General features: G+C 71.1%; 18 protein-coding genes. 15 read left to right on the top strand and 3 right to left on the bottom strand.

Annotation, left to right across the window (positions count from 1 at the left end; translation table 11 throughout):
* Nucleotides 1–91: 91 nt before the first annotated feature.
* Nucleotides 92–1,396, bottom strand: a complete 1,305-nt coding sequence (locus ACZ4FV_RS01055; RefSeq protein ID WP_395859754.1) for a YihY/virulence factor BrkB family protein — start codon at nucleotides 1,394–1,396, stop codon at nucleotides 92–94.
* A 177-nt stretch (nucleotides 1,397–1,573) separates the two neighbouring features.
* Nucleotides 1,574–2,110, bottom strand: a complete 537-nt coding sequence (locus ACZ4FV_RS01050) for a hypothetical protein (RefSeq protein WP_395859755.1) — start codon at nucleotides 2,108–2,110, stop codon at nucleotides 1,574–1,576.
* Nucleotides 2,111–2,336: 226 nt separating this feature from the next.
* Here ACZ4FV_RS01050 and ACZ4FV_RS01045 point away from each other — a divergent pair, with 226 nt between their 5' ends.
* The 11 genes from ACZ4FV_RS01045 to ACZ4FV_RS00995 all read left to right on the top strand — a co-directional run bounded on the left by ACZ4FV_RS01045 (nucleotide 2,337) and on the right by ACZ4FV_RS00995 (nucleotide 12,208).
* Nucleotides 2,337–2,420, top strand: coding sequence for a putative leader peptide (locus ACZ4FV_RS01045; protein ID WP_355541009.1), 84 nt, complete (start codon nucleotides 2,337–2,339; stop codon nucleotides 2,418–2,420).
* Between the two features lie 133 nt (nucleotides 2,421–2,553).
* A complete protein-coding gene (locus tag ACZ4FV_RS01040) occupies nucleotides 2,554–4,251 on the top strand; it encodes a nitrite/sulfite reductase (RefSeq protein ID WP_395859756.1) in 1,698 nt (565 codons plus the stop codon).
* Nucleotides 4,248–4,469, top strand: a complete 222-nt coding sequence (locus ACZ4FV_RS01035) for a hypothetical protein (protein ID WP_395859757.1) — start codon at nucleotides 4,248–4,250, stop codon at nucleotides 4,467–4,469. The genes ACZ4FV_RS01040 and ACZ4FV_RS01035 overlap by 4 nt, the downstream gene beginning before the upstream one ends.
* Complete coding sequence (locus ACZ4FV_RS01030) at nucleotides 4,466–5,164, top strand: phosphoadenylyl-sulfate reductase (protein ID WP_465321534.1); 699 nt, start codon at nucleotides 4,466–4,468, stop codon at nucleotides 5,162–5,164. Before ACZ4FV_RS01035 ends, ACZ4FV_RS01030 begins: the two co-directional genes overlap by 4 nt.
* 55 nt (nucleotides 5,165–5,219) lie before the next feature.
* A complete protein-coding gene (cysD, locus tag ACZ4FV_RS01025; RefSeq protein ID WP_395859759.1) occupies nucleotides 5,220–6,146 on the top strand; it encodes a sulfate adenylyltransferase subunit CysD in 927 nt (308 codons plus the stop codon).
* Between the two features lie 2 nt (nucleotides 6,147–6,148).
* Nucleotides 6,149–7,495 (top strand): sulfate adenylyltransferase subunit 1, encoded by a 1,347-nt coding sequence (locus tag ACZ4FV_RS01020; protein ID WP_395859760.1) that lies wholly within the window; start codon nucleotides 6,149–6,151, stop codon nucleotides 7,493–7,495.
* 162 nt (nucleotides 7,496–7,657) lie between these two features.
* Entirely contained in the window at nucleotides 7,658–8,764 is a 1,107-nt protein-coding gene (locus ACZ4FV_RS01015) for an ABC transporter substrate-binding protein (protein ID WP_395859761.1), read from the top strand.
* Between the two features lie 84 nt (nucleotides 8,765–8,848).
* Nucleotides 8,849–9,646 carry an ABC transporter ATP-binding protein gene (locus ACZ4FV_RS01010; protein WP_395859762.1) on the top strand — a complete coding sequence of 266 codons (798 nt, stop codon included), beginning with the start codon at nucleotides 8,849–8,851 and terminating at the stop codon, nucleotides 9,644–9,646.
* Nucleotides 9,633–10,556 carry an ABC transporter permease gene (locus ACZ4FV_RS01005; RefSeq protein WP_402229200.1) on the top strand — a complete coding sequence of 308 codons (924 nt, stop codon included), beginning with the start codon at nucleotides 9,633–9,635 and terminating at the stop codon, nucleotides 10,554–10,556. The genes ACZ4FV_RS01010 and ACZ4FV_RS01005 overlap by 14 nt, the downstream gene beginning before the upstream one ends.
* A gap of 2 nt (nucleotides 10,557–10,558) precedes the next feature.
* Nucleotides 10,559–11,296, top strand: coding sequence for a sirohydrochlorin chelatase (locus ACZ4FV_RS01000; RefSeq protein WP_395859764.1), 738 nt, complete (start codon nucleotides 10,559–10,561; stop codon nucleotides 11,294–11,296).
* Between the two features lie 24 nt (nucleotides 11,297–11,320).
* The gene (locus ACZ4FV_RS00995) at nucleotides 11,321–12,208 is read left to right on the top strand and encodes a phosphotransferase enzyme family protein (protein ID WP_465321531.1); all 888 of its coding nucleotides are present in this window, start codon (nucleotides 11,321–11,323) and stop codon (nucleotides 12,206–12,208) included.
* A gap of 13 nt (nucleotides 12,209–12,221) precedes the next feature.
* Here ACZ4FV_RS00995 and ACZ4FV_RS00990 read toward each other — a convergent pair whose 3' ends face one another.
* Nucleotides 12,222–13,346 (bottom strand): SAV2148 family HEPN domain-containing protein, encoded by a 1,125-nt coding sequence (locus ACZ4FV_RS00990; RefSeq protein WP_395859921.1) that lies wholly within the window; start codon nucleotides 13,344–13,346, stop codon nucleotides 12,222–12,224.
* A 588-nt stretch (nucleotides 13,347–13,934) separates the two neighbouring features.
* Between ACZ4FV_RS00990 and ACZ4FV_RS00985 the strand changes: the two genes are divergently transcribed.
* The 4 genes from ACZ4FV_RS00985 (at nucleotide 13,935) to treZ (ending at nucleotide 20,721) form a co-directional block, all read left to right on the top strand.
* Nucleotides 13,935–14,138 carry a hypothetical protein gene (locus ACZ4FV_RS00985; protein WP_395859766.1) on the top strand — a complete coding sequence of 68 codons (204 nt, stop codon included), beginning with the start codon at nucleotides 13,935–13,937 and terminating at the stop codon, nucleotides 14,136–14,138.
* Nucleotides 14,139–14,303: 165 nt separating this feature from the next.
* On the top strand, nucleotides 14,304–16,418 hold the full coding sequence (gene glgX / locus ACZ4FV_RS00980) for a glycogen debranching protein GlgX (protein ID WP_395859767.1): 2,115 nt from the start codon (nucleotides 14,304–14,306) through the stop codon (nucleotides 16,416–16,418).
* Between the two features lie 163 nt (nucleotides 16,419–16,581).
* Complete coding sequence (gene treY, locus ACZ4FV_RS00975; protein ID WP_465321529.1) at nucleotides 16,582–18,873, top strand: malto-oligosyltrehalose synthase; 2,292 nt, start codon at nucleotides 16,582–16,584, stop codon at nucleotides 18,871–18,873.
* Between the two features lie 87 nt (nucleotides 18,874–18,960).
* Nucleotides 18,961–20,721: a malto-oligosyltrehalose trehalohydrolase gene (gene treZ / locus ACZ4FV_RS00970; RefSeq protein ID WP_402229210.1), complete on the top strand. Its 1,761-nt coding sequence runs from the start codon at nucleotides 18,961–18,963 to the stop codon at nucleotides 20,719–20,721.
* Nucleotides 20,722–20,746 lie beyond the last annotated feature (25 nt).

Genomic DNA, 20,746 nt, shown 5'->3' with positions numbered 1-20,746 from the left:
CATCCACCTCCCACCTGTTGTGTGCGACCTCGGGTCGCGCGCTCTCGGGTACCACGTGGCCCCAGCGGACCACTCGGGAAAGCCTAGGCCATCACGGCCGGTCGCGTCGAGCGTGTTCCTGCTCGCCGGCCACGGGGCGGGTCGGCCGCGGCGGCCACGCCGTGTCGTCCAGCGGCAGGCCCGGCAACTCCTGCCCGGCGGGCATGTGCAGGCTCGGCGGCTGGCCGTTGGTGGGCGGCGGACCGGGCGGTCGAGGCGGTCGGGACGGCATCCGGGTGGGCACTTCGCCGGCCCGGCGGCTGCCGTTGGCCCGACCGTTGACCGTGCCCGCGTCGCCGCGCTTGGCGTCGCGCGCGTGGATGGCCCAGCGCTCGGGGAACTCGGACGGCGGCTCGGCGATGTCGGGGAGTTCGCCGTGGATGACGGTGTCCTCCATCTCGTCGTGCTCGTCCGAGGTGGGTGTCCAGTCGCCGGGGTTGCCCCGGTGCCGGCCCGAGCGCAGGTGCTCCATGGCCGCGGCGATCTCCTCGGCGGCCTTCTCCTTGTCCCGCTCGGCGCGCGCCTGCGCGGTCTCCTGGCTGGGCCAGACCTGGTCGATCGCGGCGTTGACGGCCGCGCCGATCAGCACGGCCATCGCCGCGAAGTACATCCACACCATGACCGCGACCGGGGCGGCGAGCGAGCCGTAGACGGTGGGGCCGTCGATGGTGGTGGCGAGGTACACGCGCAGCAGGAAGCTGCCGAGGATGCACAGGAGCAGGGCGACCAGCGCACCGGGTATGTCCTCGCGCCACGGCGTCCGTACCGGCACCGACACGTGGTAGAGCGAGGTCAGGAAGCAGACCGAGAGCACCACCAGGACCGGCCAGTACAGGATGTGCACGGTCCCGGCGAAGTGCGGGAAGGCCTTGACCACCAACTCGGGACCGGCCACCAGGAGCGGGATCAGGAACATCCCGAGCAGCAGGCCGACCACGTACAGCGTGAAGGACAGCAGTCGGGTGCGTACGATGCCGCGCTTGCCGGACAGGCCGTACATGATCGTGATGGTGTCGACGTAGACGTTGAGCGCGCGCGAGCCGGACCACAGGGCGATCAGGAAGCCGGCCGAGATGATGTCGGCGCGCCCGGAGTCGAAGACGTCGTTGACCAGTGGGACCACCACCTGCTCGGTGCTCTTGCTGGAGAGCACCGACCCGGCGGCCTTGACGATGTCCGCCTTGAGGTCGTTGACCGTGCTGCCGCCGATCATGCCGTGCAGGTAGCCGACGGTACCGGCGAGCCCGAGCAGCAGCGGGGGCAGCGAGAGCAGCATGAAGAACCCGGCCTCGGCGGCCAGGCCGGTGACCCGGTGGTTGAAGCAGGAGATCACCGTCTCGCGGAGTATCCGCCACAATGCGCTCCGCAACCGGATGCGACCGGCCCCTCGCAGGCGAGGTCGTTGTTGGTAGTCCGCTGCCACCCCTTTAAGGTATCCGGCCGGGGGCCCGCCATTCGCCAAGTCGCCGACCGGGTGGATCCACCCCCCGTTCGGCCGCCCTCCACACCCCGTTCATCAGGTGGTCCGCGCTGGTCAGCGAGTGGGCACGAGCACCCCGGAAAGCCTGCTGAGCACCCGCGCCGCGGTGCGCAGTTCCTCGGCCGGCAGGTCCGCGAAGGCGCTCTCCCAACTCTCCCGGAACAACGTGTCGAGCCGGTACAACTCGCGCCGTCCGGCCGGGGTGAGCCGGGCCACCGAGCCGCCCCGGCCGCGCCCGGCGCGCACCGCCTCGACCAGACCCTCGCGTCCGTGCACGTCCAACAGGTCGCGCACGGCGGGCACCGGCAGGCCGAGCACCCGGGCCAGCCGCTCGTTGTCCAGGTCGAGTTCGTCGGCGAGCGCGGCGAGCAGCCGATACCGGGTACCGTCGGCATCGGCGTCGACCGGACCGACCTGCCCGGCACGATCGGCACGGATCGCGGAGAGAAATCCGTTGAGGGCGTACCGCAGTGTCTCGACCGCTTCCTCGCGACGCGGCTCCGGCCGCTCGGAGGCGGATCCCGCGGTAGATACGGGAACGCATACGGAGCGCGTTCTGCGCCGGGGCGCGCCCAGAACCTCGCCTGGCATACCCATCAGCTCCTCGTCCACTGTGGTGCGTGGGCCGCGTACCGTTCGGGGGAAACGGCATCCGACCACCCGTACCGTAACCAACCGCGGCGACGATCCATGCCGCGACCGGCGGGGAAGATCATCTCATCTCATAATGTGGGCATGCGTGTTCGATATGTGAGATGGGCGTTCGCATCCCGGACAGTGATGGACGGCTTTCTGGCTCCATGTCAATCTTTGCGACATGTCACGCGCCGGTATTGCTCTCGTAGGTCGACTCCACGTCGACCTCGGACGCATGTCCAGCGCCGTCTGTTCGCCGGTCTGACGACCCGCCCGTAGCACCTGTCTGCCGGGCGCGCGGTCGCACCGGCACCTCGACTCTCACGGCCGGTCCGGCGAGGGTGCGGCCGGATGCTCCCCTGCGCGTCCCCCACCGATCCGCCCGGAGGACGCTCCCCATGGCCGCCACTACCGACACCGCCGGCAGCGGTCCCCGCGCCCGCAAGACCGCTCGCCATCGCGGCGAGGGTCAGTGGGCCCTCGGCCATCACGAGCCACTCAACGGGAACGAGCAGTTCAAGAAGGACGACGACGGTCTCAATGTGCGCGCGCGCATCGAGAATGTCTACGCCCATCGCGGCTTCTCCTCGATCGACCCCAACGACCTGCGTGGCCGGATGCGTTGGTGGGGCCTGTACACCCAGCGCAAGCCCGGGATCGACGGCGGCAAGACCGGCGTGCTCGAACCGCACGAGCTCGACGACGAGTACTTCATGCTGCGCGTGCGGGTGGACGGCGGCCGGCTGAACCTGGCCCAGTTGCGGGCCATCGCCGAGGTCTCCGAGCGGTTCGCGCGTGGCACCGCGGACGTCACCGACCGGCAGAACGTGCAGTTCCACTGGATCCGGATCGAGGACGTCCCGGAGATCTGGCGGATCCTGGAGGGCGTCGGCCTGTCCACCACCGAGGCCTGCGGCGACACCCCGCGCGTGGTGCTCGGCTCGCCGGTGGCCGGCGTCGCCGAGGAAGAGATCATCGACGGCACCTGGGCCATCGACGAGATCAACCGGCTGTACATCGGCAAGCCCGAGTACTCGAACCTGCCGCGCAAGTTCAAGACCGCGATCTCCGGATCGCCGCTGCTGGACGTCGCGCACGAGATCAACGACATCTCCTTCGTCGGCGTCGTGCACCCCGAGTTCGGCCCCGGTTTCGACGTGTGGGTCGGCGGCGGGCTGTCCACCAACCCCAAGCTCGCGGTCCGCCTGGGCACCTGGGTGCCGCTGGCGGAGGTGCCGCAGGTCTGGGAAGGCGTCATCTCGATCTTCCGCGACTACGGCTACCGCCGGCTGCGCAACCGCGCGCGGCTGAAGTTCCTGGTCGCCGACTGGGGGCCGGAGCGCTTCCGCGAGGTGCTGGAGAACGAATACCTGGGCCGCAAGCTGGTCGACGGCCCCGCGCCCGAGGCGCCCGCGCAGGTGTGGCGCGACCACGTCGGCGTGCGTCCGCAAAAGGGCGGCGGCTTCTACGTGGGCTTCGCCCCGCGCGTGGGCCGGGTCGACGGCGCGACGCTCGGCAAGATCGCCGACCTCGCCGAGCGGCACGGCTCGGACCGGGTGCGCACCACGGTCGAGCAGAAGATGCTCATCCTGGACGTCACCGAGGACAAGGTCGCCTCGCTCAAGGAGGGTCTGGAGGCGCTCGGTCTGCGGGTGGACCCGAGCCCGTTCCGGCGCGGCACGATGGCCTGCACCGGCATCGAGTTCTGCAAGCTGGCGATCGTGGAGACCAAGGGTCGCGGGATCCGGCTGATCGACGAACTCGAGCAGCGGCTGCCGGAGTTCGACCAGCCGATCACGATCAACATCAACGGTTGCCCGAACGCGTGCGCCCGGATCCAGGTGGCCGACATCGGCCTCAAGGGCCAGTTGGTGCTCGACGACGACGGCGAGCAGGTCGAGGGCTACCAGGTGCACCTGGGCGGCGGGCTCGGCCTGGACCCCGGCTTCGGGCGCAAGATCCGCGGCCTCAAGGTGACCTCGGCGGGCCTGGCCGACTACATCGAACGCGTGCTGCGCCGCTTCCAGGAGCAGCGCACCGAGGGCGAGCGCTTCGCCCAGTGGGCCGTGCGCGCGGCCGACGCGGACCTGTCGTGAGCGCCGCCGGCGGCGCCGAGCCGGGTCAGCGGGCCGTCCCGTTCTACTGTCCCTTCTGCGGCGACGAGGACCTTCGTCCGCACGAGGAGGGACACGGCACCTGGCTGTGCTCGGCCTGCCGGCGGGCGTTCTCGCTGAAGTTCCTGGGTTTGGTCTTCCCGCAGAAGCACGGCACCGCAGAGCACGACCGGTCGATCACACAGGAGGAGGCCCGATGACCGTCACCGAGACCACCGATCTCGAGGCACTCGCCACTCGCGCCGGCCTCGAACTCGAGGACGCCGGCGCGTCGGAGATCCTGGCCTGGACGCACGAGCTGTTCGGCCCGACCTGGTGCGTGACGTCCTCGATGGAGGACGCCGTGGTCGCGCACCTCGCCTCGAAGGTGGCGCCGGGCGTGGACGTGGTCTTCCTGGACACCGGCTACCACTTCCCCGAGACCGTCGGCACCCGCGACGCGGTCGCCGCGATCTACGACGTCAACGTGATCACCGTGCACCCGGAGCTGACCGTCGTCCAGCAGGACGAGAAGTACGGCGCCGCGCTGCACGATCGTGATCCCGACGCGTGTTGCGCGATGCGCAAGGTGGCGCCGCTGGAGCGGTCGCTGACGAACTACCGCGCGTGGGCCACCGGACTGCGCCGGGACGACTCGCCGAGCCGGGCGAACACCCCGGTCGTGTCCTGGGACGCGCGCAGGCGCAAGGTCAAGGTCGCCCCGATCGCCCGCTGGACACAGGACGACGTGGACGCCTACGTGGCCGAGCACGGCGTACTGACCAACCCGCTCCTGATGGACGGGTACGCCTCGATCGGCTGCGCGCCGTGCACCCGCCGGGTGGCGCCCGGCGAGGACGCCCGTGCCGGACGATGGGCCGGCAACGGCAAGACCGAGTGTGGGATCCACACATGACCGGCCCGATACGCACCACGGCACCGTGCTCGACGAAGACGAAGGAGGGGTTGGCGTGACCACGACGATCGACAAGGGCACCGCACCCGGGGCCCTGACCCACCTGGACGCGTTGGAAGCCGAGTCCGTGCACATCTTCCGCGAGGTCGCGGGCGAGTTCGAGAAGCCGGTGATCCTGTTCTCCGGCGGCAAGGACTCGATCGTGATGCTGCACCTGGCGCGCAAGGCCTTTTGGCCCGCGCCGGTCCCCTTCGCGCTCCTTCATGTCGATACCGGGCACAACTTCCCCGAGGTCATCGAGTATCGCGACCGCGTGGTGGCCGAGCACAACCTGCGGCTGCACGTGGCGAGCGTGCAGGAGTTCATCGACAACGGCCGGTTGCGCGAGCGCCCGGACGGCACCCGCAACCCGTTGCAGACCGTGCCGCTCCTGGACGCGATCGAGTCCAACCGCTTCGACGCGGTGTTCGGCGGCGGTCGGCGCGACGAGGAGAAGGCCCGGGCCAAGGAGCGGGTGTTCTCGCTGCGCGACGAGTTCGGCGCGTGGGACCCGCGCCGGCAGCGGCCCGAGCTGTGGCAGCTCTACAACGGCCGGCACCGCGTGGGCGAGCACGTGCGGGTGTTCCCGATCTCGAACTGGACCGAGCTGGACGTGTGGCAGTACATCGAGCGGGAGAAGATCGCGCTGCCGCGGATCTACTTCTCGCACGAGCGGGACGTCTTCGAGCGCAACGGGATGTGGCTCTCGCCCGGCGAGTGGGGCGGGCCGAAGGCCGACGAGGAGACGGTGCGGCGCGTGGTGCGCTACCGCACGGTCGGCGACATGAGCTGCACCGGCGCCGTCGACTCCCCCGCCACGACGGTGGCGGACGTGATCGCCGAGATCGCGGTGAGCAGGCTGACCGAACGGGGGGCCACGCGCGCGGACGACAAGATGTCCGAGGCCGCGATGGAAGACCGCAAGCGCGAGGGGTACTTCTAGCCATGAGTGGGACATCCGAGATTTCGCCGGACGCCGCGCCGTCCGCGGACGAGCGCGTGGGTCTGCTCCGGCTGGCCACCGCCGGCTCCGTCGACGACGGCAAGTCCACCCTGGTGGGTCGACTCCTGCACGACTCCAAGTCGGTGCTCACCGACCAGTTGGAGGCGGTCACCCGGGTCAGCAACGAGCGCGGCCAGGAGGAGGCCGACCTCGCGCTGCTCACCGACGGGCTGCGGGCCGAGCGCGAGCAGGGCATCACCATCGACGTCGCCTACCGCTACTTCGCCACCGCCAGGCGCCGGTTCATCCTCGCCGACACACCGGGCCACGTGCAGTACACGCGCAACATGGTCACCGGCGCCTCCACCGCGGAGCTTGCCGTGGTGCTGGTGGACGCGCGCAACGGCGTGGTCGAGCAGACCCGCCGGCACGCGGCCGTCGCGGCGCTGCTGCGGGTGCCGCACGTGGTGCTCGCGGTGAACAAGATGGACCTGGTCGACTACAGCGAGGAGCGTTTCGCCGAGGTCGCGAACACGTTCACCGAGTACGCCGAGGCGCTCGGTGTGCCCGACGTGCGCTCGATCCCGGTCTCCGCGCTGCGCGGCGACAACGTGGTGGACCCCAGCTCGCACATGGACTGGTTCTCCGGGCCGACCCTGCTGGAGTACCTGGAGACGGTGCCGGTGGAGAGCGACCCGACGCTGGAACCGGCGCGCTTTCCGGTGCAGTACGTGCTGCGGCCGCAGTCGGACGACGAGTACCGCGACTACCGCGGCTATGCCGGCCAGGTCGCCTCCGGGGTGTTCCGCGAGGGCGACGAGGTCGTGGTGCTGCCGTCCGGACAGCGCACCTCGGTCGCGGGCATCGACCGGCTCGGCGTCTCGGTGCGCCAGGCCCGGCAGGGCGAGTCGATCACCCTGCGGCTGGCCGACGACGTGGACATCTCGCGCGGCGACCTGATCGCGCCGGTGGACTCAGCGCCGCGGCCCACCCAGGACGTCGAGGCCACCGTGTGCCACGTCGCCGACCGCCCGCTGCGGGCCGGCGACCGGGTCCTGCTCAAGCACACCACGCGCACGGTCAAGGCGATCGTCAAGGACATCGCCTACCGCCTGGACCTGAACGCCCCCATCGACGGCGTGCTGGGCCACGAGCGCCACCTGACCGAACTGCGCGCCAACGACATCGCGCGGGTCGTCCTGCGCACGGCGCAGCCGCTCGCGCTCGACGACTACGCCGTCGGTCGCCGTACCGGATCCTTCCTGTTGATCGACGAGGCCGACGGCTCGACGCTCACCGCCGGCATGGCCGGCGCCGCGTTCCCCGCGCCGGGTCGATGTCACGGCTGACTCGATCGCGGGTGTGACCACCCGCTTTTGACGCTCCGTCAGTTGTACCCAGACATCGTCCGCCGCCGTCCACCACACACGTCGTCCCGGCCCGCGCACAACGGCGCGGGCCCGAGGGAAGGTCCCCGCATGTCCGTTTTCAGGACAAACCGTCGTAGATCGATGCGTACCGGCTTCACCGCCGCCCTCCTTTTGCCGCTGCTCGCGATGTCCGCGTGCGGCTACGGCGAGGACAAGAAGGACGACAAGAAGAACACGCCGGCCGCGGGCGCGGCGCCGGCATCCGGTGGCGCGAAGGCGGGCACCTCGGCCTCGCAGATCCGCCTGGGCTTCTTCGCCAACGTCACCCACGCGACGCCGCTGATCGGTCTGAACGAGGGCTTCTTCGCCAAGGAGCTGGGGAGCACCGAGATCAAGCCGCAGGTGTTCAACGCCGGACCGGCCGCGATCGAGGCGCTCAAGGGCGGCTCGATCGACGCGACGTACATCGGCCCGAACCCGTCCATCTCCGGCTTCACCAGCACCAACGGCGAGTTGTTGCGGATCGTGGCGGGCGCCACCTCCGGCGGCGCGTCGCTGGTGGTCAAGCCCGGCATCAACGGGCCGGCCGACCTCAAGGGCAAGAAGATCGCCTCGCCGCAGCTCGGCGGCACCCAGGACGTCGCGCTGCGTGCGTGGCTGACCAAGGCCGGCTACAGCGTGGACACCTCCGGCAAGGGCGACGTCAGCGTCGTGCCGACCGACAACGCGCAGACCCTGGCCGCGTTCCAGAAGGGCGACCTGGACGGCGCCTGGCTGCCCGAGCCGTGGGCCACCCGGCTGGTGCTGGAGGCCAACGCCAAGGTCCTGGTGGACGAGCGCACGCTGTGGCCCGACGGCAAGTTCGTCACCACCGACCTGATCGTGTCCACCAAGTTCCTCAAGGAGCACCCGGACACCATCGAGGCGCTGCTCAAGGGCCAGGTCGCGGCGAACGACTGGGCCGCGAGCAACCAGGACAAGGCCAAGACCGCGGTCAACGCGAAGATCGCCGAGTACGCCGGCAAGCCGCTCGCGCAGAATGTGCTCGACACGGCCTGGCCGAACATCTCGATCACCAACGACCCGCTCGCGGCCTCGCTGCAAAAGCTCTCCGACGACGGCGTCGCGGTCGGTGTGACCAAGAAGCTCGACATCCACGGCATCTATGACCTCACTCTGTTGAACAAGGTCCTGACCGCGAGCGGCAAGCCCGCGGTCTCCGACGGGGGCCTGGGCCCGAAGAAGTAGCGTTCGCGCCGCTTCGACCCGGGCGACCGTGCCCGACCGAGCCCTTCCCCGCCCGACGCGCCCACCGAGAGAGGTGATCCGGACATGACCCAGACCATCAGCGAGGCCACGACCAAGGCCACGACCCCTGTCGAGACCGGCTTCGCGGTCCGCCTTGACCAGGTCACCAAGATCTTCGGCCGAGGCGGCGGCACGCCCGTCCTGGACGGCATCGACCTGACCGTCGCCCCGGGCGAGTTCGTCTGCCTCCTGGGCGCGTCGGGCTGCGGGAAGTCCACCCTGCTCAACCTGATCGCCGACCTGGACCGGCCCACCTCGGGCACCATCGAGGTCTCCGGCGACCGCCCCGCGCTGATGTTCCAGGACCACGCGCTGTTCCCGTGGCTGACCGCGGGCAAGAACATCGAGCTGGCCCTGAAACTGCGCGGGGTCCCCCGCGACCAGCGGCGCGCCGAGACCGACGCGCTGCTGGAGCTGGTCCGGCTCGGCGGCGCGCACAAGAAGCGCGTGCACGAGTTGTCCGGCGGCATGCGCCAGCGGGTGGCGCTGGCCCGCGCGCTCGCGCAGGCCGGCGATCTGCTGCTGATGGACGAGCCGTTCGCCGCGCTGGACGCGATCACCCGCGACGTGCTGCACGACGAGCTGACCCGGATCTGGGCGGAGACCGGCCGCTCGGTGGTGTTCGTGACGCACAACGTCCGCGAGGCGGTGCGACTCGCCCAGCGGGTCGTGCTGATGTCCTCGCGCCCGGGTCGGATCGCCCGGGAGTGGAAGATCGACATTCCACAGCCGCGCCGGATCGAGTCCACCGGCGTGTCCGAGCTGTCCGTGGAGATCACCGACGAGTTGCGAGGGGAGATCCGCCGCCATGGCCGCGCCTGATCTGACGAAGTCCGCCCCCGAGATCGAGGCCGACGCCGGCAAGGCCCATGTCGAGGAGGACCTGGCCGGGCTCGAGGCCGGTCTGGACGCGCTGGAGAGCTACGAGAAGGAGCGCAAGCCGTTCTCCCGCGTCCTGCTGGAGAAGGTGCTCCCGCCGATCCTGGCGATCCTGCTGGTGTTGGCCGCCTGGCAGATCGCCTACTCGATGGAGATCAAGCCCCGCTACGCGCTGCCCAGCCCGCAGGACGTGTGGGACGCGTTCATGGTGCAGTGGAAGAAGGGCACCGTCTTCGACATCCTGTGGACGAGCCTGTCCCGGGGCATCCTGGGCTTTTTGATCGCGGTCGCGATCGGCACCCCGCTGGGCCTGATCGTGGCCCGGGTGAGCTGGATCCGGGCCGCGATCGGCCCGATCCTCTCCGGTCTCCAGTCGCTGCCCTCGGTGGCGTGGGTGCCGCCGGCGGTGATCTGGTTCGGACTGAACAACAGCGCCATCTACGCGGTCGTGCTGCTCGGCGCGGTGCCCTCGATCGCGAACGGCCTGGTGGCCGGGATCGACCAGATCCCGCCGCTGTACCTGCGCGCGGGCCGGGTGCTCGGCGCGCGCGGCCTCAACAGCGTGTGGCACGTCATGCTGCCCGCGTCACTGCCCGGCTACGTGGCCGGTCTCAAGCAGGGCTGGGCCTTCTCGTGGCGCTCGCTGATGGCCGCGGAGCTGATCGCCGCAGGGCCCGAACTGGGCTCGGGGCTGGGCCAATTGATGGACCAGGGACGAGACCTGGGCGACATGCCGATGATGTTGACGGCGGTGTTCATGATCCTGATCGTGGGCATCGGCATCGAGATGCTGGTCTTCACCCCCATCGAACGCCTCGTGCTGCGCCAGCGCGGCCTGGTCGCGGGGAAGTAGCCATGCGCCCCGCTCCCCCGCTCCTGGCCGTCGCGCACGGCAGCCGCGACCCTCGGCACGCCGAGGCGATGGCCGCCCTGGCCGGACGCGTTCGCGCGCTGCGGCCGGGGTTGCGGGTGGAGATCGGCTACCTGGACCACTGCGGCCCGCGGGTACCCGAGCGCCTGGACGAACTGGCCGACGCCGGTGCGGACGCGGTGGTCGCGGTGCCGCTGCTGTTCACCCCGGCGTTCCACGCCAAGCAGGACGTGCCCGACGTACTGCGACACACCCGCCTGACCGTGCGTCAGGCGGCCACACTGGCCCCCTCTCCGCTCCTGCTGGCCGCCCTGGACCTGCGCATGCGCGAGGCCGGGGTACGGCCGGGCGACGGCCGCTACGGCGTCGTCCTGGCCACCGCCGGTTCCACCGACCCGGAGGCGAACGCGGTGATCACCATCGTCGCGCGGGAGTGGCGGCGCACCGGTTGGTGCGCCGTGGTCCCCGCGTTCGCCTCCGTCCACCAAGGCTCCACGATCGGCGCCGCGGTCGCCGATCTGCGCGCTCTGGGCGCCGAGCGGATCGTCGTCGCGTCCTGCATGCTGGCGCCGGGCATCCTGCCTGACCGGATCCGCGAGCAGGCCGCGGCGGCGGGCGCCGACCCGATCACCGAGCCGGTCGCGGACACCGACGAGATCGCCCGTCTGGTGCTCGACCGCTACGACGCGGCGCTGCCGTCGCGATCCCGGCTCTCCGCCTGACCCGAGACCGGTACCATCACCGGCGTGATCGACTCGGTGGCCGGCGAACGTTCGGTACTCGTACGCGCGTGCGCGAAGGTCGGAGTGCCGTCCGCCGGCGCCACGTTGCTCGCCTTCGGCGAGAACGCGGTGTTCGCGCTGCCCGGTCCGGGCCTGGTGGTCCGGGTCGCGCGCGGGGCGCACATGGCCGAGCGGGCCCGCCGCGAGATCGCGGTCGCGTGCTGGCTCGCCGAACAGGACTTCCCCGCGGTGCGACCGGCGGCGGGCGTCGACCCGCAGCCGGTGTCGATCGACGGCCGTCCGGTCACCTTCTGGGAGTTGCTCTCGCCGGCCGAGCGCGAGCCGGACATCGTCGACCTGGCCAAACTGCTCAAGAAGCTGCACGCGCTGCCCGCGCCGCCGTTCGCGCTGCCCGCCCGGGAGCCGCTCGCGCTCGTGGAGACCTGGCTGGACTCCGCGGACGCCGCGGTGGGGTTGGAGGATCGCCGCTTTCTGCTGGCCCGCCGCGACGCGCTTCAGGCGGCCTGCCGCGAGCTGACCCCGACGCTGCCGCGCGGCCTGATCCACGGCGACGCGCTGCTGCGCAACGTCGGCGTGCACGGCGGCCGGGCACTGCTGCTGGACTGGGAGACGGTCGCCCACGACCTGCGCGAGTTCGACCTGGTGCCCACCCCGTTGTCCGCCATGCGCTACGGCCTGCCCGACGGCGCCGAGCGACGGTTCGCGAAGAAGTACGGCTTCGACGTCACCGACTGGCCCGGCTACCCGGTGCTGCGCGACACCCGCGAACTGGCCGCCACCGCCTGGGTCGCCCAGCACGTGCCCGGCAACCCGGCGGCGGAGGAGGAGTTCCACCACCGGGTCCGCACGCTGCGCACCGGCGACCTGGACGCCCGCTGGCACGCGTTCTGAGCGCCGCGGGCGCTCACGAGGTGCGCTTGCTGTCCGCCCACTGCTGCTCGAACTCTTCCTGGAACAACGGGTAGAGCCCGCGCACCGTGTCGCCCGCCGCGTCGGCGCGCAGCACGAAGGCGGGCGACTCGATCCCGCGCGCGTGCCGCAGGTACGGCTGGACCAGGCCGACGTCGCCGTCCACCAGGTAGGCGCCGAATCGAGGCGCCTCGTCGTACAGCCGGATCTCGATCCGCCTGGGCTCGCGCAGCTTCGAGCGGATCCGGCGCATGTGCAGGATGTTGAGCGTGGTCATCCGGGACAGCAGCCCCTTCTTGATGCCCTCGTCCCGCTCCCGCTGCTTCATCGCGTCGCCTGCCGGGTTCAGGAACAACAGCCGCATCTCGCAGCCGCTCGCGCCCAGCCGGGCGAGATCGCGCCCGGAGTAGTTCTGGCACAGCAGGTTCAGCGACACGCCCATCGCGTCGATCCCGCGCGCGCCGTCCACCAGGTCGGCGAACGGCAACCGGCGTTGCAGCGCCGAGCGGTCCTGGAAGACCCCGACCACGTCCGCGTAGCGCCCGGCGAACAGCTCCTCCACCGCGTCCAGCGCCAGCCTGCGGTCGCCCCGGTCGGCGAGCGGGCCGTCCAGCATCGCCAGCACCCGCAGGCACGCGCGTTCGACCTGGGCCAGCACATCCGGCGACAACACCCGGTTGCGGGCCACGATGTGCCGGCCGATCTCGACCTCTTCCAGGGCGCGTTCCAGCTTGCGCCGGTCGGGCAGGAACGGTTCGAAGCACCACCAGTTGCGCACCATCAGCTCGCGCAGTTGCGGCAGGGTCAGGAACGCGATCAGTTCGTCGTCGGCCGGGTCCACGATGTATCCGCGGCGGCGGCTCATCTCCCGTACCGCCTCGGCGCGTTCGACCCATTCGTTCTGCGCGTTGCCGGCCGCGGCCAGCACCCAGGCGCCGTCGTCGTGGGGGTGTTCGCCGGGGCCGTAGACCGGGATGAGCACCGCGCCGATCACCGCGCGCAGCCGCTGTTCGATCAGGTTCAGGTACACGTACGCCCGACCCGCCCGGCGGGCCCGCAGCAGCGCGCCGGCCCAGTCCTCCTCGGTCCAGGTGAGCGTCGCGGGGTCTATCCCGGGCATCGGGTCGGGCGGGCCGGAGCCGTCCAGGACGGCGGTGTCGACGATCGCGTGCCGGGGGCCGGGCAGCGCTCCCGGGTCGATCGCGAACGAGCCGGTGTCGGTGAGCCCGGCCGTCCCGGCCGAGGACTCGCCGTCGGGGTAGGGGGCGTACGGATCCGGGAAGGTGTCACCGCCGCCGCCCGGCAGCGGGCCGCCCAGGTCACCGAAGCCGGTCGTACTCGTCCCCTCCACAGGATTCTCGGTCGTCGAGGGTGGCGAGTCGGACTCCCGATCGGCCATCGCGTCCCATCCGTTCGTCGTCGAGCCGGAACCGAACGAGCGTATAGCGAAACCCGGGGGCCTCGGGGAGCCCGCGCGGGCCGGGTCGGATACCCCGTTCGAGTGATGGAGCCGCGCGGATTACCCGGATGGCGTAAGGCGATTGGGGGGACTCGACGCGCTCTGGCAACTTCTGCCCAGCGGCACGACGGCGTGCCGGAACAATTGCCGGACGGGAGAGGGTCTTCCCTCCACCTGTTCCGAGACGCAACCGGGACGGATCGACGGTCCGTCTCATGCGGCAGGAACCGTGGCACCCAGGAGGTCGTCATGTTGGCCACGAACAGCAGGATCCCGGCGGGACGAAACGGCGCCGAGGACGATTTCGCCAAGTACCGCGACGTGGTCGCGGACATCTTCGCCCACCACCGGCGGACCACCGTCGCGGGCACCAACGAGGCCGGATGCTCGTGCGGCGGCCCGTGGCCGTGCCGGGACGAGATGCTCGCGGCCGAACTGCTCGACTGGATCTGATCGTTCCGATCGAAACCGATCGCAGTCGACGGCGCGCACGACCACCGCCCCGGGCCGGAATTCCACCCGACCGGGGGACGCCGGAGCGGATCTCGCACATGGATCCGGTTCGGTACGGGAGACTGCAAGCTGCCGAAGCACGATCCGCGACAAAGCAGGTTGCTCATGCAGGTCTGGCCCGGTCATCCGTATCCGCTCGGCGCCACGTACGACGGCGCCGGCACCAACTTCGCGGTCTTCTCGGAGGCCGCCGAACGCGTCTGGTTGTGCCTTCTCGACGAAGACGGCACCGAGCGGCGTGTCGAGCTGCGCGAGGCCGACGCGTTCGTCCGGCACGCCTACCTGCCCGGGATCCAGCCCGGACAGCGGTACGGCTACCGCGTCCAGGGCCCGTTCGCCCCGGCCTCGGGGGCCCGGTGCAACCCGAACAAGCTGCTGCTCGACCCGTACGCGAAGGCGATGTGCGGCGAGGTGCACTGGCACGAGTCGATGTACGGCTACTCGTTCGAGCACCCGGACCTGATGAGCACCACCGACTCCGGGCCGCACACGATGGCCTCGGTGGTGATCAACCCGTACTTCGACTGGGGTGACGACCGGCCGCCACGCACCGAGTACCACGACACGGTGATCTACGAGGCGCACGTGCGCGGGCTGACCCGCACCCATCCGGGGCTGCCCGAGGAGATTCGCGGCACCTACGCGGGCATGGCGCACCCGGCGGTGATCGAGCACCTGGTGAGCCTGGGCGTGACCGCGATCGAGCTGATGCCGGTACACCAGTTCGTCCAGGACCACCGGCTGTCCGACCTGGGCATGCGCAACTACTGGGGCTACAACACGATCGGCTTCTTCGCGCCGCACGCGGCCTACTCGTCCACGGGCGAACGCGGGCAGCAGGTGCAGGAGTTCCGCTCGATGGTCAAGGCGCTGCACGCGGCGGGCATCGAGGTGATCCTCGACGTGGTCTACAACCACACCGCCGAGGGCAACCACCTCGGTCCCACACTGTCCTTCCGCGGCCTGGACAACGCCTCCTACTACCGGCTCGCCGACGACAAGCGCTACTACCTGGACACCACCGGCACCGGCAACAGCCTTCTGATGCGCAGTCCGCACGTGCTCCAGTTGATCATGGACTCGCTGCGCTACTGGGTCACCGACATGCATGTCGACGGCTTCCGCTTCGACCTCGCGGCCACCCTGGCCCGGCAGTTCCACGAGGTGGACCGGCTGTCCTCGTTCTTCGACCTGGTCCAGCAGGACCCGGTGGTGTCCCAGGTCAAGCTGATCGCCGAGCCGTGGGACCTGGGCGAGGGCGGCTACCAGGTGGGCAACTTTCCGCCGCTGTGGACCGAGTGGAACGGCAAGTACCGGGATACCGTGCGCGACTTCTGGCGCGGCGAGGAGCGCACGCTGGCCGAGTTCGGCTCGCGGCTGACCGGCTCCTCCGACCTGTACCAGGACGACGGCCGGCGGCCGATCGCCTCGATCAACTTCGTCACCTGCCACGACGGCTTCACGCTGCACGACCTGGTGTCCTACAACGACAAGCACAACGCGGCCAACCGTGAGGACAACCGGGACGGCGAGAGCCACAACCGCTCCTGGAACCACGGCGTCGAGGGCGAGACGGACGATCCGGACGTGCTCGCGCTGCGGGCCCGCCAGCAGCGCAACTTCATCGCCACCGTGCTGCTGTCCCAGGGCGTGCCGATGATCGCGCACGGCGACGAGTTCGGCCGCACCCAGCGGGGCAACAACAACGTCTACTGCCAGGACAACGAACTCGCGTGGGTGAAGTGGCCACAGGGCGAGGAGCCCGACCAACTGGAGTTCATGCGGATGATGACCCGGCTGCGGGCAGAGCATCCGGTGTTCCGGCGCCGGCGCTTCTTCCACGGCAGGTCGGTCCAGGGCACCCACGACGAACTCACCGACATCGCGTGGTTCACGCCCACGGGCGAGGAGATGTCCGACGGCGACTGGTGGGCGGCGGCGGCCAAGTCCGTCGCGGTCTTCCTCAACGGCAACGCCATCTCCGAGCCCGACCCGCGCGGTCAGAAGATCACCGACGACTCGTTCCTGCTCCTGTTCAACGCCTCGCACGAGGCCGAGGAGTTCACCATCCCCGACGGCCTGGGCAAGACCTGGACGGTCGTGGTCGACACCGCCGACGACAAGACCACGATGCACGAGCCCAAGACCCGCGCGACCGTCGACGGCGGCTCCTGCCAATCGGTCGAGGCCCGCTCACTGGTGGTGCTGCAACGGCCCTGACCGGGCGTGCGCCTACGCACCGGTGCCCCCGGCGCTCGACCGGGGGCACGGCTCGTCGAGCCGGCGCGTCGCCCCCGCCGCCCGAGCCCGCCGACGCGCGTCCGATCAGGTTTCACCACCCCGGCGGGTGGTAGCCCGTGGTCCTCCGGGGAAGCTTGTCCGCATGACCTCGTCGCCTTCGCGTGTCCCCACCGGCACCTACCGGCTGCAACTGCAACCCGCCTTCGGGTTCGCCGACGCCGCCGCCGCCGTGCCCTACATCGCCTCGCTCGGGGTGAGCCACCTGCACCTGTCACCCATCCTGCAGGCGGTGCCCGGGTCCACCCACGGCTACGACGTCGTCGACCACTCGCGCGTGTCCGCCGACCTGGGCGGCGAGGACGGCCTGCGCGAGCTCGCCGCCTCGGCCGCCGCGCACGGCCTGGGCATCGTGGTGGACATCGTGCCCAACCACATGGCGGTGCCCACGCCCGAGTCGCTCAACAGGCCGCTGTGGGAGACCCTGCGGGACGGGCCGGACTCGCCCTACGCCCGCTGGTTCGACATCGACTGGACGCGGCACGACGGCCGGGTCCTGCTGCCCGTGCTCGGCGGACCCGTCGAGGAGGTCGCCGACGAGCTGATCGTGGACGGCGACGTGCTGCGCTACCACGACCACGAGTTCCCGCTCCGGGCCGGCACCGACAAGCTCGCGCTCGAGGAGCTGCTCGCCGCGCAACACTTCGAACTCGCGCACTGGCGGCGCGCGGACACCGAGCTCAACTACCGCCGGTTCTTCACCATCGCGGGCCTGATCGGGCTGCGCCAGGAGGACGACGAGGTCTTCTCGGCCACCCACGAGACCATCCTGCGGCTGCTCAACGAGGGCCTGGTGCACGGCCTGCGGATCGACCACCCGGACGGGCTCGCCGACCCGCGCGCGTACCTGGACCGGCTGCGCGCCGCCGCGCCGAACGCGTGGATCGTGGTGGAGAAGATCCTCGCCGACGAGGAGCGGCTCGCCGCCGACTGGGCCTGCGACGGCACCACCGGCTACGACGCGCTGCGCCGGGTGGACTCCCTGTTCACCGACCCCGAGGGCGCCGAGCCGCTGCGCGCACTGCACCGCGAGCAGACCGGCGTCCGTGAGGGCTTCGACTATCTCGCCCAGGAGGCCAAGGCCGAGGTGCTCGACGGTGGACTTGCCACCGAGTTCGCCCGACTGCGACGGGCCCTGGACCGACTCGAACCGATCGCCGGCGCCGGTGACATCGGCCGCGCGCTGCCGCCGCTGCTGGCCGCGTTCCCCACCTACCGCCCCTACCCCGGCGGCGGCCCCGAATCGATCGCGGCGATGGCACGCGCCCTCACCGGCGTCCCCGGGCAGGTCTCCGAAGCGGCCCGGGAGATCGCCGAACTCGCGCTCGCCGACGGAGAGTTCGGCACCCGCTTCGGCCAGGTGGCGGCGGCGCTCGCGGCCAAGGGCGTCGAGGACCGCGCGTTCTACCGTTGGTACGGCCTGACTTCGCTGAACGAGGTCGGCGGCGCACCGGACTCGATCGGCCTGGACATCGCCGGCTTCCACGCCGCGTGCGCGCGGATGTCGCCGACCACGATGACCACGCTGAGCACCCACGACACCAAGCGCAGCGAGGACGTGCGGGCCCGACTCACGGTGCTGGCCGAGGTGCCCGAGGACTGGGCCGAGCGGGTGCACACGTGGAACGACTGGTCCCGGCCGCACCGCTCCGAGTTCCGCTTCGGGCCGGACGGCTACGACACCTACCTGCTGTGGCAGACCCTGGTCGGCGCGTGGCCGCTGAGCCCCGACCGGGCCGTCGCCTACCTGCGCAAGGCGATGCGCGAGGCGGCCCGGGCCACCACCTGGACCGACCCGAACCCCGACTACGAACAGGCGAGCGAGGCGTTCATGCGCGCCGTCCTGGCGGACGAGGAACTCACCGCCGACATCGCCGAGTTCGTCACCGACCTGGACCGTCCCGCACGCACCGTCTCGCTCGGTGCCAAGCTGGTCCAGCTCACCATGCCGGGCGTGCCGGACGTCTACCAGGGCGGCGAACTGGCGCTGTACACCCTGGTCGACCCGGACAACCGGGCCCCGGTCGACTTCGGCCGCGAGCACGGCCCGCTGGACGCGCTCAAGTTCAAGGTCACCTCGGCCGCGCTGCGGCTGCGGCGCGAGCATCCGACCTGGTTCGCCGGCGCCTACGAGCCGCTGCTCGCGCGCGGCAAGGAGGCCGACTACGCGATCGCGTTCGTGCGCGGCGGCGAGGCGATCACCGTGGCGACCCGACTGCCGGCCGGTCTCGCGGCCAAGGGCGGCTGGGGCGGCGCGCTGCTCCCGCTGCCGCCGGGCCGCTGGGTCGACGCGCTCACCGGCGACACGTACACCGGCCAGGCCCGGCTGCGGCACATCCTGGAGAACCTGCCGGTGGCCCTGCTCACCCGCGGCTGACCCGGCCGCCCCCGCTCACGCACGTTCGCATCCGCCGCCACCCGTCGCCACGTTCGCCCGCACGTTCCCGGAAAGGACACAACCATCGTGGTCAGGTTCGAGGTCTGGGCTCCGAAAGCGTCGTCCCTCGACGTCGTCGTCGACGGCCGGCGCAAGCCGATGCGGGACGCGAACCGGCCCGGGTGGTGGCAGGCGGACGTGCCGGCCGCGGTCCACGGGAGCGACTACGCGTTCGTGATCGACGGCAGCACACCGCTGCCCGACCCGCGCTCGCCGTGGCAACCACAGGGTCCGGACGGCCCGAGCCGGGTGGTGGACCACGCCGCGTACGCGTGGGCCGATCAGTCCTGGACCGGCCGGCCGCTGCCCGGCGCGGTGGTCTACGAGCTGCACATCGGCACCTTCACCGTCGAGGGCACCTTCGCGGCGGCGATCGAGCGGCTGGAGCACCTGGTCGACCTGGGCGTCACGCACGTCGAGGTGATGCCGGTGTCCGCCTTCCCGGGCAAGGCCGGGTGGGGCTACGACGGCGTGTGCCCCTGGGCGGTGCACGAACCCTACGGCGGTCCGGAGGGCCTCAAGCGCTTCGTGGACGCCTGCCACGGGCACGGCCTGGGCGTGATCCTGGACGTGGTGCACAACCACCTGGGGCCGTCCGGGAACCACCTGCCGCGCTTCGGGCCCTACTTCACCGACCGCTACAAGACGCCGTGGGGCTGGGCGGTCAACCTGGACGGCCCCGGCTCCGACGAGGTGCGCGCCTACCTGGTCGCCAGCGCGCTGATGTGGCTGCGCGACTACCACGTGGACGGGCTGCGGCTGGACGCGGTGCACGCGCTGGCGGACAACCGCGCGGTGCCCTTCCTCGAGGAGTTGTCCGAGGCGGTGGACAAGCTCGCCGCCTCGACCGGCCGGCCGCTGTTCCTGATCGCCGAGTCGGACCTGAACGACCCGCGCGTGGTCACCCCGCGCGAGAGCGGCGGGATGGGCGTCCAGGCCCAGTGGAGCGACGATTTCCACCACGCCCTGCACTCCCTGCTCACCGGTGAACGGCAGGGCTATTACGGCGACTTCGGGTCGATGGGCACGCTCGCCAAGACGCTCACCCGGGTCTGGCTGCACGACGGCACGTGGTCCTCGTTCCGCGAGCGCACGCACGGCCGCCCGGTGCCGACCTCGCGGATGCCCGCGTACCGCTTCCTGGGTTACCTGCAAACCCACGACCAGGTCGGCAACCGGGCCACCGGCGACCGGATCTCGGCCACGCTGCCGCCGGCGCTGCTGGCCGCGGGCGCGGCCCTGGTGCTGACCTCGCCGTTCACCCCGATGTTGTTCATGGGCGAGGAATGGGGCGCGTCCACGCCGTGGCAGTACTTCACCGACCACACCGATCCCGCGCTGGCGGAGGCGGTGCGGGGCGGACGCCGCGCCGAGTTCGCCTCGCACGGCTGGGACGCCGCGCAGATCCCGGACCCGCAGTCGCCGCAGACCGTGCGCGACTCGTGTCTGGACTGGGACGAGCGCGAGCGCGCCCCGCACGCGGCGCTGCTGGCCTGGTACAAGCGGTTGATCGCGCTGCGCCGGGAGTGGGAGAACCTGACCGATCCGGACCTGACCCGGGTGCAGGTCACCTTCGAGGAGACCGCCGGCTGGCTGATGGTGCACCGGGGCGCGTTCCGTACGGCGGTCAATCTCGCCGAGCAGCCCGCGACGCTGCCGATGGGCACCGGCGCGGCCGAGATCGTCGCGGCGTGGGACGACCGCGCGGAGATCCGCCGGGGCCTGGTCGGCACCACGCTGCGCCTGCCCGCGACCTCGGTCGCGGTGGTGCGTGTGGGGTCACGCTAGAACCGTCGGCGTGCGCGCGGGTCGT

The organism is Embleya sp. NPDC025285 (genome assembly GCF_055558835.1).
Note: the sequence above shows the minus strand (reverse complement) of the source record. Positions and strands in the feature narration are given on the sequence as shown.